The 14,504-nt window shown below is 67.5% G+C and carries 13 protein-coding genes and 1 tRNA gene; 8 read left to right on the forward strand and 6 right to left on the reverse strand.

The genetic code is table 11. The annotated features are described in order from the left end of the window. Window positions 1–10: 10 nt before the first annotated feature. From FHS98_RS02925 to FHS98_RS02945, 5 genes are all read right to left on the reverse strand, one after another. A complete protein-coding gene (locus FHS98_RS02925; protein WP_167099494.1) occupies window positions 11–1,384 on the reverse strand; it encodes a class II 3-deoxy-7-phosphoheptulonate synthase in 1,374 nt (457 codons plus the stop codon). 2 nt (window positions 1,385–1,386) lie between these two features. After that, complete coding sequence (gene wecB, locus FHS98_RS02930; RefSeq protein ID WP_243847817.1) at window positions 1,387–2,541, reverse strand: non-hydrolyzing UDP-N-acetylglucosamine 2-epimerase; 1,155 nt, start codon at window positions 2,539–2,541, stop codon at window positions 1,387–1,389. Between the two features lie 101 nt (window positions 2,542–2,642). After that, on the reverse strand, window positions 2,643–4,175 hold the full coding sequence (gene cysS, locus FHS98_RS02935) for a cysteine--tRNA ligase (RefSeq protein ID WP_425057328.1): 1,533 nt from the start codon (window positions 4,173–4,175) through the stop codon (window positions 2,643–2,645). 56 nt (window positions 4,176–4,231) lie between these two features. Then, window positions 4,232–5,143, reverse strand: a complete 912-nt coding sequence (locus tag FHS98_RS02940; protein WP_167099503.1) for an XdhC family protein — start codon at window positions 5,141–5,143, stop codon at window positions 4,232–4,234. Window positions 5,144–5,183: 40 nt separating this feature from the next. Next, on the reverse strand, window positions 5,184–5,630 hold the full coding sequence (locus FHS98_RS02945) for a hypothetical protein (RefSeq protein ID WP_167099507.1): 447 nt from the start codon (window positions 5,628–5,630) through the stop codon (window positions 5,184–5,186). A 207-nt stretch (window positions 5,631–5,837) separates the two neighbouring features. Between FHS98_RS02945 and FHS98_RS02950 the strand changes: the two genes are divergently transcribed. Beyond that, a complete protein-coding gene (locus FHS98_RS02950; RefSeq protein ID WP_167099510.1) occupies window positions 5,838–6,482 on the forward strand; it encodes an RBBP9/YdeN family alpha/beta hydrolase in 645 nt (214 codons plus the stop codon). Between the two features lie 78 nt (window positions 6,483–6,560). Then, entirely contained in the window at window positions 6,561–7,370 is an 810-nt protein-coding gene (locus FHS98_RS02955; RefSeq protein WP_167099512.1) for a transporter, read from the forward strand. 46 nt (window positions 7,371–7,416) lie between these two features. Here the strand turns inward: FHS98_RS02955 and FHS98_RS02960 are convergent. Beyond that, window positions 7,417–7,490: transfer RNA gene (locus FHS98_RS02960), tRNA-Cys, on the reverse strand. A gap of 213 nt (window positions 7,491–7,703) precedes the next feature. Between FHS98_RS02960 and FHS98_RS02965 the strand changes: the two genes are divergently transcribed. The 6 genes from FHS98_RS02965 to fdhD all read left to right on the forward strand — a co-directional run bounded on the left by FHS98_RS02965 (window position 7,704) and on the right by fdhD (window position 14,500). Beyond that, window positions 7,704–8,357 carry a protein-L-isoaspartate O-methyltransferase family protein gene (locus FHS98_RS02965; protein ID WP_167099514.1) on the forward strand — a complete coding sequence of 218 codons (654 nt, stop codon included), beginning with the start codon at window positions 7,704–7,706 and terminating at the stop codon, window positions 8,355–8,357. A gap of 18 nt (window positions 8,358–8,375) precedes the next feature. Further along, window positions 8,376–9,845 (forward strand): TolC family outer membrane protein, encoded by a 1,470-nt coding sequence (locus tag FHS98_RS02970; protein ID WP_167099516.1) that lies wholly within the window; start codon window positions 8,376–8,378, stop codon window positions 9,843–9,845. Between the two features lie 42 nt (window positions 9,846–9,887). Beyond that, a complete protein-coding gene (locus FHS98_RS02975; RefSeq protein ID WP_243847818.1) occupies window positions 9,888–10,442 on the forward strand; it encodes a DUF2497 domain-containing protein in 555 nt (184 codons plus the stop codon). A gap of 43 nt (window positions 10,443–10,485) precedes the next feature. Continuing rightward, window positions 10,486–13,122 (forward strand): valine--tRNA ligase, encoded by a 2,637-nt coding sequence (locus FHS98_RS02980; RefSeq protein WP_167099531.1) that lies wholly within the window; start codon window positions 10,486–10,488, stop codon window positions 13,120–13,122. Next, window positions 13,119–13,526, forward strand: a complete 408-nt coding sequence (locus FHS98_RS02985) for a GNAT family acetyltransferase (protein ID WP_167099534.1) — start codon at window positions 13,119–13,121, stop codon at window positions 13,524–13,526. Before FHS98_RS02980 ends, FHS98_RS02985 begins: the two co-directional genes overlap by 4 nt. A 179-nt stretch (window positions 13,527–13,705) precedes the next feature. Continuing rightward, entirely contained in the window at window positions 13,706–14,500 is a 795-nt protein-coding gene (fdhD, locus tag FHS98_RS02990; protein ID WP_167099537.1) for a formate dehydrogenase accessory sulfurtransferase FdhD, read from the forward strand. The last annotated feature ends 4 nt before the right edge of the window (window positions 14,501–14,504 follow it).

Here is a 14,504-nt window from a genome sequence, read left to right on the forward strand (position 1 = left end):
ATTCACATTTCTAGGCCGCGTGCCGTTCACGCTCGCGCAGCTCCTGGTTCACCATGTCGGCGAGCAGGAAAGCAAGCTCCAGCGACTGGCCCGCGTTGAGGCGCGGATCGCAGTGCGTGTGATAGCGCGCCGCCAGACCCTCGTCGGTGATCGCCACGGCGCCGCCGGTGCATTCGGTGACGTTCTGGCCGGTCATCTCGATGTGGATGCCGCCGCCATGCGTGCCTTCCGCGCGATGCACCGCGAAGAAGCCGCGCACTTCGCCCAGGATGCGCTCGAAAGGCCTCGTCTTGTAGCCGTTGGCGGCCTTCACGACGTTGCCGTGCATCGGATCGCAGGACCACACCACCGGACGCCCCTCGCGCTTCACGGCGCGGACGAGAGCGGGGAGGCCCTTCTCGATCTTGTCGTGCCCATAGCGCGTGATGAGCGTGACGCGGCCCGGCGTGCGCCTGGGGTCGAGAATGTCGAGCAGGCGCAGCAGCACGTCCGGCTCGAGGCTCGGGCCGCACTTGATGCCGATCGGGTTCTGGATGCCGCGCAGGAACTCGACATGGGCCGAACCCTCGAAACGGGTCCGGTCGCCGATCCAGATCATATGGGCGGACGTGTCGTACCAGTCGCCGGTGAGCGAATCCTGACGCGTCATCGCCTGCTCATAGGGGAGCAGCAGGCCTTCATGGCTGGTGTAGAAATGCGTGCCCTGGAGCTGGGGGACCGTCTCCGGGTTGACGCCGCACGCGGCCATGAAGTCGAGCGCGTCGCCGATGCGATCGGCCAGCGCCTGATAGCGATCCGCCCACGGGCTGCGGCCCATGAATTCGAGCGTCCAGCGATGGACCTGGAGCAGGTTCGCATAGCCGCCCTGCGCGAAGGCGCGCAGCAGGTTCAGCGTCGAGGCGGACTGATTATAGCCGCGGACCATGCGCTCCGGGTCGGGACGGCGCGCCTCGGGTGTGAAGGCGATGTCATTGACGTTGTCGCCGCGATAGCTCGGCAGCGAGACGCCATCGATCTCCTCCATCGGGGCGGAGCGCGGCTTGGCGAACTGGCCGGCCATGCGACCGACCTTCACCACCGGCATCTTCGACGCGAAGGTGAGCACGACGGCCATCTGGAGAAGGACGCGGAAGGTGTCGCGGATGTTGTTCGGATGGAACTCCGCAAAGCTCTCCGCGCAATCGCCGCCCTGAAGCAGAAAGGCCCTGCCGGCGGCCACTTCGGCCAGCTCGGCCGTCAGCGCGCGCGCCTCGCCGGCAAAGACGAGCGGCGGAAAGCGCGAGATCTGGTCTTCGGCAGCCGCGAGCGCGGCGGGATCGGGATAGTCGGGCAACTGTCGCGCTTCATGTTCGCGCCAGCTTTCGGGGGCCCATGCGGTGGCCATTTTCATGCTCCTTTCGGGCCGCCGTCCTTGGTCCAAACGGGGCTGAAAGGCAATGGATGTTCGCCGGGCGGGCTGGACGAGAAATATTGTTCAACCCCATCGAGTATCTTCTCCGCCGCGTCACCGTCGCCGAAAGGAAAGGCCGGACGGGCCATCTGGGCATGGGCGGCGGGATCGTCGAGCAGGCGGGAGGCGGCTGCGACAATCTGGTCCGTATCGGTGCCGACCAGCGCGAGATTGCCGGTGGCGAGGCCCTCCGGCCGCTCGGTGACGTCACGCAGCACGAGGGTGGGGATGCCGAGCGCGGGGGCCTCCTCCTGGATGCCGCCGCTGTCGGTGAGGATCAGCCGTGCGGCACTCATCGCGGCCACCGTGTCGCGATAGGGGAGCGCGCCCAGCAGGCGGATCGCGGGATGCCTGCCGAGCCGTGCGCGGATCGTGCCGCCGACCGCCGGATTGGGGTGAACCGGGCAGAGGATGATGACATCCCCGCGCGCTGCGAGGCGGAGGACGGCATCGCAGATGCGTTCCATCCCCCCGCCGATACTCTCCCGCCGGTGGCAGGTGAGCAGGATCAGCGAGGGCAGACCGGGCGATGGCGCGGGGTGGTGGCCGATGCCGGCGCGCGTGAGGAGCAGCGCATCGATGCCGGTGTTGCCCGTGACGTGGATGGTGCCCGTGACGTCGGGATCGGCTTCGAGATTGGCCGCCGCCTGTCGGGTCGGAGCGAACAGCAGGGTCGCCATGCGGTCGATCAGCACGCGATTGCGTTCTTCGGGCCAGGGATGTCGCCAATCGAAAGACCGCAACCCCGCCTCGACATGCGCCACCGGAATGCCGAGCCCCTGCGCGGCCACCGCGCCGGCAAGCGCGCTGTTGGTGTCGCCCTGCACGAGAACGAGATCCGGCACGGCCGCGCGGAGGACGGGTTCGATCGCGCCGGAGAGACGCTCGATCATGATATCCGGGTCGCTATCCCGGATCAGGGAGCCAAGGCGCAGGTCGGGCACGAGGCGGAACCCGGCGAGCGCCTCGTCGAACAGGATATCGTGCTGGCCGGTGGCGAGGATGCGATGCTGGAACCGGCGCCGCCGTCGGGCCGCGAGCGCGACGGGAGCGATCTTGATCGCCTCCGGCCGCGTGCCCACGATGCTCAACAGATGTACGCTACGCTCGCCCCCGAACGAAACCATCGCCACTGCCCCCCAGCATGTGCCGAGGGGCAGAGTGACTCATTCCGATGACGAAACAAAGGGGATCAGGCGTCGTCGAGCAGCGGGCGCCATTCCCAGCGCAGCGCGTCGCCGTCCATGATATCGACGCCGGCGGCCTTGAGACGGTCGCGGGCGGCGTCGGCGGCGGCGAAGTCCTTCGCGGCGCGGGCCTGCTGGCGCTCGTCGAGCAGGGCGTCGACTTCCGCATCGGTGAGCGTCGCCTCTTCCGGGCGCACCGAGAGCGCGCGGCGGTCGAGATCGAGCAGGCCGAGACCCAGCGCGAGATCGAAGTCCGCGATCAGGCGCAGCTTCTCGTCGGCCGAAAGGGCCGAGGCGATCACCGCGTCCAGCACGGGGAGCGCTTGCGGGGTCATGAGATCCGCCGACAGCGCCTCGTCGAAGCGGGTGACGAAGGCGAGGGCCTCATCGCTCAGGCCGGCTTCCAGCGTGCGGCGCTGCCAGTCGAACGGCGCACCCTTGCCATAGCCGGTCTCCTGCGAAGGACGCAGGGTGGCCGGATCGAGCGTCGCTTCGGCCTTGAGCGCGGCGACGGCGATGGCCAGCCGCTTGAGGCGGGTCAGCGCGGCGGCGACCGCTTCCAGCGAAAACTCCAGCTCCGAGCGATAATGCGCGCCAAGGCAGAGCAGACGATAGGCGAGCGGATGCACGCCCCGAGCGGTGAGCGCGCCGAGCGTCGCCACGCCGCCCTTGGACTTGGACATCTTCCCCGTCCGGTCGACGAGAAAATTGTTGTGCATCCATATGTTGGCGCCCGTCTTTGCGGTGCCGTTATAGGCCTGGTTCTGCGCGATCTCGTTGCAGTGGTGGATCTCGCGATGGTCGATGCCGCCGGTATGGATGTCGAACTGCTCGCCCAGATATTTGAGGCTCATCACCGAGCATTCGAGATGCCAGCCCGGCGCGCCTGGACCCCAGGGGGAGAGCCACTCCATCTGCCGCTGCTCGCCCTCGGGGGAGCGGCGCCAGATCGCGAAGTCGGCCGGGTGGCGCTTGCCTTCCACGGCATCGATGCGCGCGACTTCCGGCCCGTCCATCGCGCTGCGGGCGAGGCGGCCGTAATCGGGCACTTTGGTGACGTCGAAATAGAGGCCGCCCTCGATCTCATAGGCCGCGCCCTGCTTCTCCAGCACGTCGGCGAAGGCGATCATGTCCTGGATATGATCGGTCGCCACGCTCCAGATCGCCGGATCGATGATGCCGAGCGCCTTGAGATCGGCCTTGAAGAGCTGCGTGTAACGCGCGGCGATATCCCAGATCGTCGTGCCGGCCTTCTGCGCGGCCAACTCCATCTTGTCGTCACCGGCATCGGCGTCGGAGGTGAGGTGGCCGACATCGGTGATGTTGATGACGTGGGTGGTCGCGTACCCCTTCCAGTTCAGCGTGCGGCGCAGCGTGTCGGTGAAGACATAGGCGCGCAGATTGCCGAGATGCGCGGTCGAATAGACCGTCGGTCCGCAGGAATAGAGCCGCACCATCTTCGGGTCGATCGGCTGGAACGGCTCGATCGCGCGGCTGAGGCTGTTGAACAGGGTGAGGGGAGCGCCGGCTGTCGTCATGCTCGCGGCCATAATGCGATTTCGGGGTGGAGGGAAACCTCCCGCGTGGATCGGCCTTATCTGGAGAAGGCGCGCACGGCGCCCGCCGCGATCGACAGGGCGATCTCGGCCGGACCGATGCCGCCGATATCGATGCCGGCTGGTCCGTCGATGCGGGCGAGCGTCGCTTCGTCGAAACCCATCGCCGCGAGCCTCTCCAACCGTCGGGCATGGCTGCGGCGCGAGCCGAGCGCGGCGATGTAGCCCGCCGGAGAGCGGAGCGCGGCGGCCAGCGCAGGATCGTCGATCTTGATGTCGTGCGAGAGGGTGACGATCGCCGTCGCCCGATCCGGCTTCGCGGCGACGACGGCCTCATCCGGCCAGCGATCGTCGAGGATCGTGTCGGGAAAGCGGTCTTCGGTGAGGAAACGCTCGCGCGGGTCGATCACGGTGACGGCCATGCCCAACTCCCGCGCGATGCGGACGAGCGACTGGCCGATCTGCACCGCGCCGACGATGAGCATCCGCCGGGGCGGGGCATAGCTGTTGAGGAACGCCCCGTCATGCGCCTGTTCGCTCGTCCGCCCCGTATCGAGGTCGGTCGCGAGCAACAGCGTGTCGCCGGCGAGGCGGGCTTCCGCGATATTGTCGAAAAGATATGCGGGAAAGCCGGCTTCCGAGACGGGCTGCACGAGCAATTCGATCTCTCCGCCGCAGGGGAGGCCGATCTCCCAGGCGGCCGGATCGGTCACGCCATACCGCAGGCGGCGCGGGATTCCTCCGGCGATGACATCTGCCCCGGCGACGAGAACCTCCCCCTCGACGCAGCCACCCGATACCGATCCCTCGAAACGGCCGTCCGCCGCGATCAGCATGTGGCTCCCGCGGGGCCGGGGAGCGGAGCCCCAGGTCGAGACGACCGTCGCCAGCGCCAACGGCTGGTCCTTCCATTCGGATGCCCGTGCGAGAAGTCGATCGATATCGGTCACGCGGCTGATTTTGGCACGGAGAGCGGCGCAGGCAAACGCCTCAGTGCCGGGGGACGGTCGAATCGACGGAGAGGCTGATATGGCCGAGACCGCCGTCATTCAGCCGCGCGACGCCCGACAGGAGGGCGCTAAAGCCGGGGCCGACCGCCTCTTCCTCCAGAAGCAGCGCGAGCGTGGCGCGGGCGCGCGGCGGGTTCTCGCCCGCGTCACGGCAGAGCTGAAGCAGCACGGCCTCGTCGTCGCCGATCCTGTCATGGGCGAGGGGCGAGAAGGATATCTTCCGAGTCGCGCGGCGGTTCAACTCGGCCAGAAAGCTGTGAAGGTGGGGGAGCGCCGGCAACACGCCATGCCGTGCAAAGGCCGGTGCGATCGCACCCGGCGGGCATTGGCCGCCCATCGCCGTATGAATCCAGCCCCGCATCGCCCATAGAAGGAAGCGTCCGCCCGCACCCAGCCGGGCCACCGGGCGATCGACGAAATCATACATCGGACACTCTCCTTTTGAGAATTGATCTCAATAAAGCCGAGGTCGTTCACGGGGTCAAGATTATTGAGAGGGGTTCTCAATACGCTTCGGCGCATCCGTCGCGGGCTTGGTCGCAGAATCGGTCGAACCTTGCGCTCAGATGAATAACCTATGATTGCACTAGGGAATTATCGACGGCATATTCGATCGGAACTAGGAGAGCCCGCCATGTTCCAGGACCGCCTGAGCCGGACGCCGCTTTGCCTGACCCTGCCGGGTCTCGACGGCAGCGGGCCGAATCACTGGCAGACGCTGTGGGAGCAGCAGCGACCCAATGTGGAGCGGGTGGAACTCGGCTGCTGGTCGCGGCCTTCGCGCAATCTGTGGATCGCCCGCCTGGAACGCAGGATCGCCGAGGCGCGAGGGCCTGTGGTGCTGGTGGCGCACAGCCTCTCCTGTCATCTGGTGGCATGGTGGGCGGCTTTGGCGGGGGAAGGCGCGTCGCGGCCGGTCGTGGGCGCGATGCTGGTCGCGCCGCCGGACCTCGATCGGGTGAGCGTGGATCCCCGTATCGCCGAATTCGCGCCGTCCCCGCGCTCCGTGCTGCCATTCCCGACGGTGGTCGTCGCAAGCCGGGACGATCCTTGGTGTACGACCACGCGGGCGCGGGAAATGGCCGGGAACTGGCTGGCGGCCTTCTCCGATATGGGCGAGGCGGGGCACATCAACGATCTGTCCGGCCTGGGCCACTGGCCGGCCGGCCAGCGGGTGCTGGATCATCTGCTGGATCATGTCTGCGCGCGCGGCGCGCGCCGGATCGACGACGAGACCGTGCGCTTCCAGCCGGAGCAGATCGTGCCCGTTCCGGCCTGAGGCCAGCCTCGCCGCGAATATCCTCTTCCGCCCGGTCCTTCCGCTACAATAGAAGCGAAGGCGAAGGGGATTTGCGAGATGAGGCGGCGTTGGGGGCTGGCGGTGCTGGCCATGTGCGGGCTGGCGGGCTTCGCGGGGCAGGCGAGGGCGGACGAGCGGGATTTCTGCGCCGACCGGCCGGGCAAGGCGACGCCGAGTTGCACGCTCGATCCCGGGCGCTTCCAGATCGAGGCGGGGCTGTTCGATTATGCCCACAGCCGCGACCATGACACGATCGAGGATGACGAATCGACCGGCGATCTCCTCCTGCGCTACGGCGTCGACGATCATACGGAAGCGCGCATCGGCTGGGACGGCTATGGCTGGACCCGCAGCCGGGATCGGATGACCGGTCTGGTCGAACATGGCCAAGGCTCGGGAGATCTCACGCTCTCGCTCCGGCGCAATCTCCGGCATCCTGACGACAGCGGCACGGCCTTCGCGGTCATGCCGAGCGTGACGCTGCCGGTCGGGCGCAACCCCATCGGCTCGGGGACGTGGAGCGCGGGCATCGTCACGCCCTTCGGCGCGGATCTGGCGAAGAACTGGCGCCTCACGCTCGACCCGGAGGTGGATGCCGCGGCGGATCAGGATCGGCACGGCCGACATCTCGCTTATGCGATGGCGGCGGCGGTGACGCGCTCCGTCGGCGAGGACTGGCAGTTCACCGTGGAAGGCTGGGCGATGCGGGACGACGATCCGTCCGGCCATAGCACGCAATCGTCGGTGGATTTCAGCACCGCTTGGCAGCGCACCAGAAACCAGCAGTTCGATCTGTCCGCCTATGTCGGAACATCGCGGGCTACGCCGCGGATCGAATGGGTGCTTGGCGTATCGCAACGCTTCTAGGCCGGCGCCTTGCGCCGTTTAGCTCGTTGATTCGCAAAGAGAAGAGTGGAGGCCCGAGCCGGAATCGAACCGGCGTGCAAGGATTTGCAGTCCTCTGCGTAACCACTCCGCCATCGGGCCGAGAGCGGCGCAGATGCTCGGGTTTCGATCCTGCGTCAAGACCGGGCTCGCACTAATTTCCGAAGGACCCAGGAGGGCGGCCTTCTTCCGGGCGAACGGGATAGTCCCGCCTTTGGCTCGCATCCCGTTGCGGCCAGGGCGGTGAACGCCTAGAGATCGCTCGCGTGAGATAGTGTATTGTCAAGCTAATACAGTTGTGCGAGGTCAGGACTCATGAGCGAACGGGATTTCGATCAGCTTCGGCGTGCGATGGTGTCGAACCAGCTACGCACCAACAAGGTGACCGACGCGGCGGTGCTGGCGGCGATCGGCGCCGTGGCGCGCGAGAATTTTGTGGCCGGGGATCAGGGCGGCGTCGCCTATCGCGACACGATCGTGCCGCTGGGCGAAGGGCGCGGCCTCAATCCGCCGATCGCGACCGGCCGGCTGCTGGATGCGGCGGCGGCCCAGCCGGGCGAGCGTGCGCTCGTCGTGGGCGCGGGCACGGGTTATGTCGCGGCGCTGCTCGCGTCGATGGGCTGTTCGGTGACGGCTCTGGAGCAGTCGGCGGCACTGGCCGCGCGGGCGCGGACCGCTCTGGCGGACGTGGCGGGCGTGACGCTGGTGGAAGGCCCGCTGGCGGAGGGCTGGCTCGCCGGCGCTCCCTATGACCTCGTTTATATCGATGGCGGTGTGGAGCAGTTGCCGGAGCCGCTCGTCGCGCAGGTGGCGGAGGGCGGTCGTCTGGTGGGCGCGCTCGTGGAGCGTGGCGTGAGCCGGCTGATCGTGGGTCGCCGCACGGGCGGAGCCTTCGCCTACAAGGCCTTCGCCGATGTCGAGACGGCGCCGCTGCCGGGCTTCGCGCCGTCACCGGCCTTTACTTTCTAGGGCATCAAGGGGGGGATCATGAAGCGGGTGGGAGTGGTGAAGGCGGGCGCGGCATCGGCCGCGCTGGCAGCCATGCTGGCTGGTGGGGGCGGAGCGCAGGCGACGTCCCTCACCGACGCCCTGCTTGCCACCTACGCCAGTAATCCCACCCTGACCGAACAGCGTGCCCAGTTGCAGGCGACCGACGAGCAGGTGGCGATCGCCCGTGCCGGCGGTCGCCCGACGCTGGGTGGCCGGGTCGATTATACGCACGGCATCCGGGGCCTCAGGGTGCTTCAGGGCCTGAACGAATCGGTGACGGCGAGCGCGCAGCTCAGCGTGCCGCTCTATCAGGGCGGTCGCGTCCGCAATGCGATCCATGCGGCCGACAGCCGTGTCGACGCGGGGCGCCAGACGCTGCGGGCGACCGAGGGCGACGTGCTGGTCCAGGCGGTCTCCGCTTATATGGACGTGGTGCGCGACCGCGCGATCGTCGAGCTGAACACCAACAATGTGAAGGTGCTCCAGACCAATCTGGATGCCACCAACGACCGCTTCCAGGCGGGCGACCTGACCCGCACCGACGTCGCCCAGTCACAGGCGCGTCTGGAGGATGGCCGCAGCCAGCTCACCACGGCACGCAGCAATCTGACCAGCAGCGAGGAGAATTACCGGCGCGTGATCGGGCAGGCGGCCGCGTCGCTCGACCAGCCGCCGCCGCTTCCCACGCTCCCCGATACCGGGGACAAGGCGGAGGACACGGCGATCAACAACAATCCCGACATCGCCGCGGCCAAGGAATCCGTGAAGGCTGCGCGCTACGATGTGTCCACGGCCCGGGCGAGCCGGATGCCGAGCATCGCGGCGACGGCGAGCAACCAATATTATCGCTATTCCGGTTTCGCGGGGAATGGCCTTGGCGTTCCGACCGGCAATATCTCCGGCAATGCCTCGCAGGCGGGCGTGACGCTGACTCTTCCGCTCTATCAGGGCGGCCTGCCGAGCGCGCAGGTGCGTCAGGCACAGGCATACGAATCGGCCGCGCTGGAGCATGAGACCGCCACCGAGCGGCAGGTGATCGCGAATGCGCGTTCCGCCTTCTCCACCTATCAGGCGGCGCTGGAGGTGATCCGGTCGAGCCAGGAGGCGCTCAAGGCCAACACGCTGGCATTGGAGGGCGTGCGGGCCGAGCAGGGCGTCGGCGAGCGGCAGGTGCTCGACGTGCTCAACGCCGAGCAGGAGCTGCTGGGCAGCCAGGTGACGCTCGTCTCCGCCCAGCGGGATGCGTATGTCGCAGGGTTTGCGCTGCTCAATTCGATGGGCCTCGTCGACTACAAGCATCTGGGGCTTCAGGGCGGCGCGCTCTACGATCCGACGGTCAATTATCGCCATGCCGTGCATGTCGTGGGGGACTGGTCCGAGAATCCCACGCCGAAACCGGTGGCGAAGGTGAGCTACGGCCCGCAGGTCGTTCCCGAAAATCCCCCCGTGACTCCGGCCTCAAACTAGGAATAGACTGGGTTCATGGGGCAGCTTAACCATGAACCGTCGATGGAGGACATCCTTGCCTCCATCAAGCGAATCATCGCCGAGGACAGCGAGGCTGCCGGGGCGAGGCCGCCACGGCTTCGCCGCGAGGCCATGGAGGCGGTTTCGGCCAGCCCCGTGCTCGCCACCAAGCGGCCTAAATCCGCCCCGCCGGTGAGCGAGATCGCCGACGAGCCCGCGCCCGACATCGAGGCCGCGTCCGCCGAGCCGGAAACCGCGCCCGCTGAAATCTCTGACGCCGGCGAGGCGCCCAACGATATTCTGGAGCTGACCAGCCCGATGCCCGAAGCTGCCGCCGAACCCGCCCCTTCCGCTCAGGCGCCCAAGGCGGGCCTCGACGGGCTGACATCCACGACGGCGGCCGTCGCCAGCCGCAACGCCTTCGCCGCGCTCAGCCAGCTTCAGGTGCGCGCCGAGGCGGGGCAGGAGAACACGCTGGAAGGCCTCGTGGCGGATATGCTCCGCCCGATGCTGCGCGAATGGCTGGACCGCGAGTTGCCCGCTATGGTCGAGCGTCTGGTTGCCGCCGAGGTCGCGCGTCTCAGCGGACGCGGCTGAGCGCTTGGCAGAGGGCGCGCGCGCCTGCTAGGCGATGCGCGCCATGACCGAGCTTTCCAAAACCTTCGATCCCGCCGCCATCGAATCCCGCTGGTATCCCCATTGGGAAGAGCAGGGCCGCTTCCACCCGGAACGGCCGGACGCCGACCCCTTCACGATCGTCATCCCGCCGCCCAACGTGACGGGATCGCTGCATATCGGCCACGCGCTCGACAACACGCTTCAGGACATCCTCGTCCGCCACGCGCGCCTGAAGGGCAAGGATTCGCTCTGGGTGGTCGGCACCGATCATGCGGGCATCGCGACCCAGATGGTCGTCGAGCGCCAGATGAACGCCAAGGGCGAGAAGCGCACCGACTATTCGCGTGACGCCTTCATCGACAAGGTGTGGGAGTGGAAGGCCGAGAGCGGCGGGCAGATCACGCGCCAGCTCCGCCGTCTGGGCGCATCCTGCGACTGGGCGAACGAGCGCTTCACCATGGACGAGGGCTTCTCGAAGGCCGTCATCCACGTCTTCGTGAAGCTCTACGAGCAGGGCCTGCTGTACCGCGACAAGCGGCTGGTGAACTGGGATCCGGGCCTCAAGACCGCGATCTCGGACCTTGAGGTCGAGACCAAGGAAGTCGCCGGCAAGTTCTGGCACCTGCGCTATCCGCTGGAGGACGGCTCGGGCTTCATCGCGGTCGCCACTACGCGCCCCGAGACGATGCTCGCCGACATGGCCGTGGCCGTGAACCCCGAGGACGAGCGCTACAAGGCGCTGATCGGGAAGAAGGTTCGCCTGCCGATCACGGGCCGCCTGATCCCGATCGTGGCCGACGAACATGCCGACCCGGAGCTGGGCTCGGGCGCGGTGAAGATCACGCCGGGGCATGACTTCAACGATTTCGAGGTGGGCAAGCGTGCCGGCATCGCGCCGTCCGAGATGCTCAATATGCTCGACGCCGAAGCGCGCGTCATCCAGACGAGCGACGGCCTGATCCCGGCCGATCTGCTGGGCCTTGACCGTTTCGAGGCGCGCCGCGTCATCGTCGAGCGGCTGGAGGCGGACGGCACGCTCACCAACGTCGAGGATCGCACGATCCAGACGCCGTTCGGCGATCGCTCGGGCGCGGTGATCGAGCCGTGGCTGACCGATCAGTGGTATGTCGACGCCCACACGCTCGCGCAGCCTGCCATTCAGGCGGTGCGCGACGGCCGCATCAAGATCGTCCCCGAGACTTGGGCCAAGACCTGGTTCAACTGGCTGGAGAATATCCAGCCCTGGTGTGTCTCGCGCCAGCTCTGGTGGGGCCATCGCATCCCGGCATGGTATGACGAGGACGGCAATGTCTTCGTCGCCGCGACCGAGGAAGAGGCGGCGATCAAGGCCGGTCCGGGCCGCTCGCTCACCCGCGACGAGGATGTGCTCGACACATGGTTCTCGTCCGCGCTGTGGCCGTTCGGCACGCTCGGCTGGCCGGACGTCGATCCGCGCGAGCTGAAGCGCTATCCGAACGACGTCCTCATCTCCGGCTTCGACATCCTGTTCTTCTGGGATGCGCGCATGGCGATGCAGGGGATGCACTTCCTCAACGACGTGCCGTTCAGGACGCTCTATCTGCACGGCCTCGTGCGCGATGCGACCGGCGCGAAGATGTCGAAGTCGAAGGGCAACACGGTCGATCCGCTGGGCCTGATCGACAAATATGGCGCCGATGCGCTGCGCTTCACGCTCGCCGCGATGGAGAGCCAGGGCCGCGACATCAAGCTCAACGAGAGCCGTGTCGAGGGCTATCGCAACTTCGCGACGAAGCTGTGGAACGCCGCGCGTTTCCTCCAGTCGAACGGCGTGGGGGCGTCGAAGACGCTGGACGCGCCGGAAGCCGCGCTGCCGGTCAACCGCTGGATCATCGCCGAGACGGTCGCGACCGTGCAGGCGCTCGACCTCGCGCTGGCGGACCTGCGCTTCGATGAGGCGGCGAACACGATCTACCAGTTCGTCTGGTCGCGCTTCTGCGACTGGTACATCGAGCTGACCAAGGGGCAGGTCGACGAGGAGACGAAGGCGGTCGCCGGCTGGGCGTTCGACCAGATCCTCGTGATGCTGCACCCCTTCATGCCCTTCATCACCGAAGAGCTGTGGCACGCGATGGGCGAGCGTGAGGACGACCTGGTCGTCTCGCGCTGGCCGCAGGCGGATGCCCGCGCGCTCGATCCCGAGGCGGCGAAGGAGATCGACTGGCTGATCCGTCTGGTCAGCGAAATCCGCGCCGCGCGCGTCGAGTTGAACGTGCCGCCGTCCACCAAGATCGCCATCAATGCCTTCAATGCGGGGAAGACATCTTCCGCACGGATCGAAAGGCAGCATGATGTGGTTTGCCGGCTCGCGCGCGCCACGTCGATCGCACAAGGTTTTGGTGACGTTCCCACTACAGGTGCCGCTGCTCAGATCGTCGTCGACGAGGCGACCTTCGTGCTGCCGCTCGAAGGCGTGATCGACATCGAGGCCGAGCGCTCGCGTCTCGCCAAGGGCAAGGCGGCGGCGGAGAAGGAGCGCGACGGGCTCGCAGGCCGCCTCTCCAACCCGAGCTTCGTCGAGCGTGCCAAGCCGGAGGCGGTCGAGAAGGCGCGCGCAGACCATGCCGAGAAGGCCGCCGAGGCCGAGCGTCTAAGCGCCGCATTGGCGCGCCTCGGATGATCGAGCGGCTCCGCGAGGACGAAATCCCCGCCGCCGTCTCCCTGTGGGAGGCGGCGGGGCTCGCCCATCCGTGGAACGACTCGACGCGCGACATCCGCCTCGCGCTCGATTGTGCGACGGCGACCATCCTCGCCGCGCATGACGAGGCGGGTGCGCTGGTCGGTACGGTGATGGCCGGGTTCGACGGTCATCGTGGCTGGCTCTATTCGCTCGCGGTGGCGGACAGTCAGCGCGGCAAGGGTGTCGGCGGAAAGCTGGTCGCGGCGGCCGAGGATTTCCTGCGCGCGCAGGGGGCTCCGGTGATCCGCCTGATGGTCCGTGCCGACAATGAGGCTGTGAGCGCCTTCTACGAATCGGTCGGCTACGAGCGGGGCGAGTTCCTCGTCTTCGGAAAGCGCTTCTAGGAACCGGAGCCGATGACCCATCGTTCTTTCTCCGTCATAAGGCATTGTCGGAGAAGGGAAAATGAAGGGCATTCTGCTGTGGCTGATCGGCATTCCGATCCCGATCATCATCCTGCTCTATATCTTCGTCTTCCGTTGAGCCCCTTCGCGTCGGCGGGCGCAGGGGGCAGGATGGGGACATGACAGCCGCACAGCGCTCCGCCTCGTTTCGCCGGCTTCTGCCCGACGGCCGCTTCGATACGATCGAGCGGCCGCTGGCGGTCGAGATGCCCGTCGCCGTCGAGATCGACGGTATCGGTTATGCCGTCATGATGGCGACGCCCGACGCGCTGGAGGATTTCGCCACCGGCTTCTGCCTCGCCGAGCGGCTGATCGATCGTGCCGACCACTTGCTCGATATCGACGCCTATCAGGCTGAACGGGGCATGTTGCTGCGTCTCGCGCTGGCGCCCGAGGTGCGGGGGCGTGTGCTGGAGCGGGTGCGCCATCGCGTATCGGAAAGTTCTTGCGGGCTTTGTGGTATCGAAAATCTGGAGCAGGCGTTGCGCCCGCTTCCGATCGTGGCCCCGCCGCTGCGGCCGGTGGCGCATGACGCGGTGTTCCGGGCGCTGGATCTGCTTCGCGGGCATCAGCCGCTCGGCCGGGAAACGGGGGCCGTCCATGCCGCCGCCCTCTGCGACGCGGACGGCACGATCCGGCTCGTCCGAGAGGATATCGGCCGCCATAACGCCTTCGACAAGCTGGCCGGCGCGATGGCCCGGGCGGGCGAGGGCTGGGGCGATGGCTTCGCGCTCACGACGGCGCGTCTCTCTTATGAACTTGTCGAGAAGGCCGCGCTGAGCCTCTGCCACACGCTTGTCGCCATCTCGGCACCCACCAGTCTCGCGGTCGAGCGGGCGGCGGAAGCGGGCGTCCGCATCATCGCGCTCGCACGGCCCGACGCGGCGCTGGAAGCTCTCTCCCCAAGCGACTAGATGA

Source organism: Sphingomonas oligoaromativorans (assembly GCF_011762195.1).
Lineage (GTDB): Bacteria > Pseudomonadota > Alphaproteobacteria > Sphingomonadales > Sphingomonadaceae > Solisphingomonas > Solisphingomonas oligoaromativorans.

Excerpts from the sequence above, each read along its gene's own strand:
- FHS98_RS02925 (WP_167099494.1), bottom strand. The coding sequence starts at position 1,384 with ATGGCCACCGCATGGGCCCCCGAAAGCTGGCGCGAACATGAAGCGCGA.
- cysS (WP_425057328.1), bottom strand. The coding sequence starts at position 4,175 with ATGACGACAGCCGGCGCTCCCCTCACCCTGTTCAACAGCCTCAGCCGC.
- FHS98_RS02945 (WP_167099507.1), bottom strand. The coding sequence starts at position 5,630 with ATGTATGATTTCGTCGATCGCCCGGTGGCCCGGCTGGGTGCGGGCGGA.
- FHS98_RS02950 (WP_167099510.1), top strand. The coding sequence starts at position 5,838 with ATGTTCCAGGACCGCCTGAGCCGGACGCCGCTTTGCCTGACCCTGCCG.
- FHS98_RS02955 (WP_167099512.1), top strand. The coding sequence starts at position 6,561 with ATGAGGCGGCGTTGGGGGCTGGCGGTGCTGGCCATGTGCGGGCTGGCG.
- FHS98_RS02965 (WP_167099514.1), top strand. The coding sequence starts at position 7,704 with ATGAGCGAACGGGATTTCGATCAGCTTCGGCGTGCGATGGTGTCGAAC.
- FHS98_RS02970 (WP_167099516.1), top strand. The coding sequence starts at position 8,376 with ATGAAGCGGGTGGGAGTGGTGAAGGCGGGCGCGGCATCGGCCGCGCTG.
- FHS98_RS02975 (WP_243847818.1), top strand. The coding sequence starts at position 9,888 with ATGGAGGACATCCTTGCCTCCATCAAGCGAATCATCGCCGAGGACAGC.
- FHS98_RS02980 (WP_167099531.1), top strand. The coding sequence starts at position 10,486 with ATGACCGAGCTTTCCAAAACCTTCGATCCCGCCGCCATCGAATCCCGC.
- FHS98_RS02985 (WP_167099534.1), top strand. The coding sequence starts at position 13,119 with ATGATCGAGCGGCTCCGCGAGGACGAAATCCCCGCCGCCGTCTCCCTG.
- fdhD (WP_167099537.1), top strand. The coding sequence starts at position 13,706 with ATGACAGCCGCACAGCGCTCCGCCTCGTTTCGCCGGCTTCTGCCCGAC.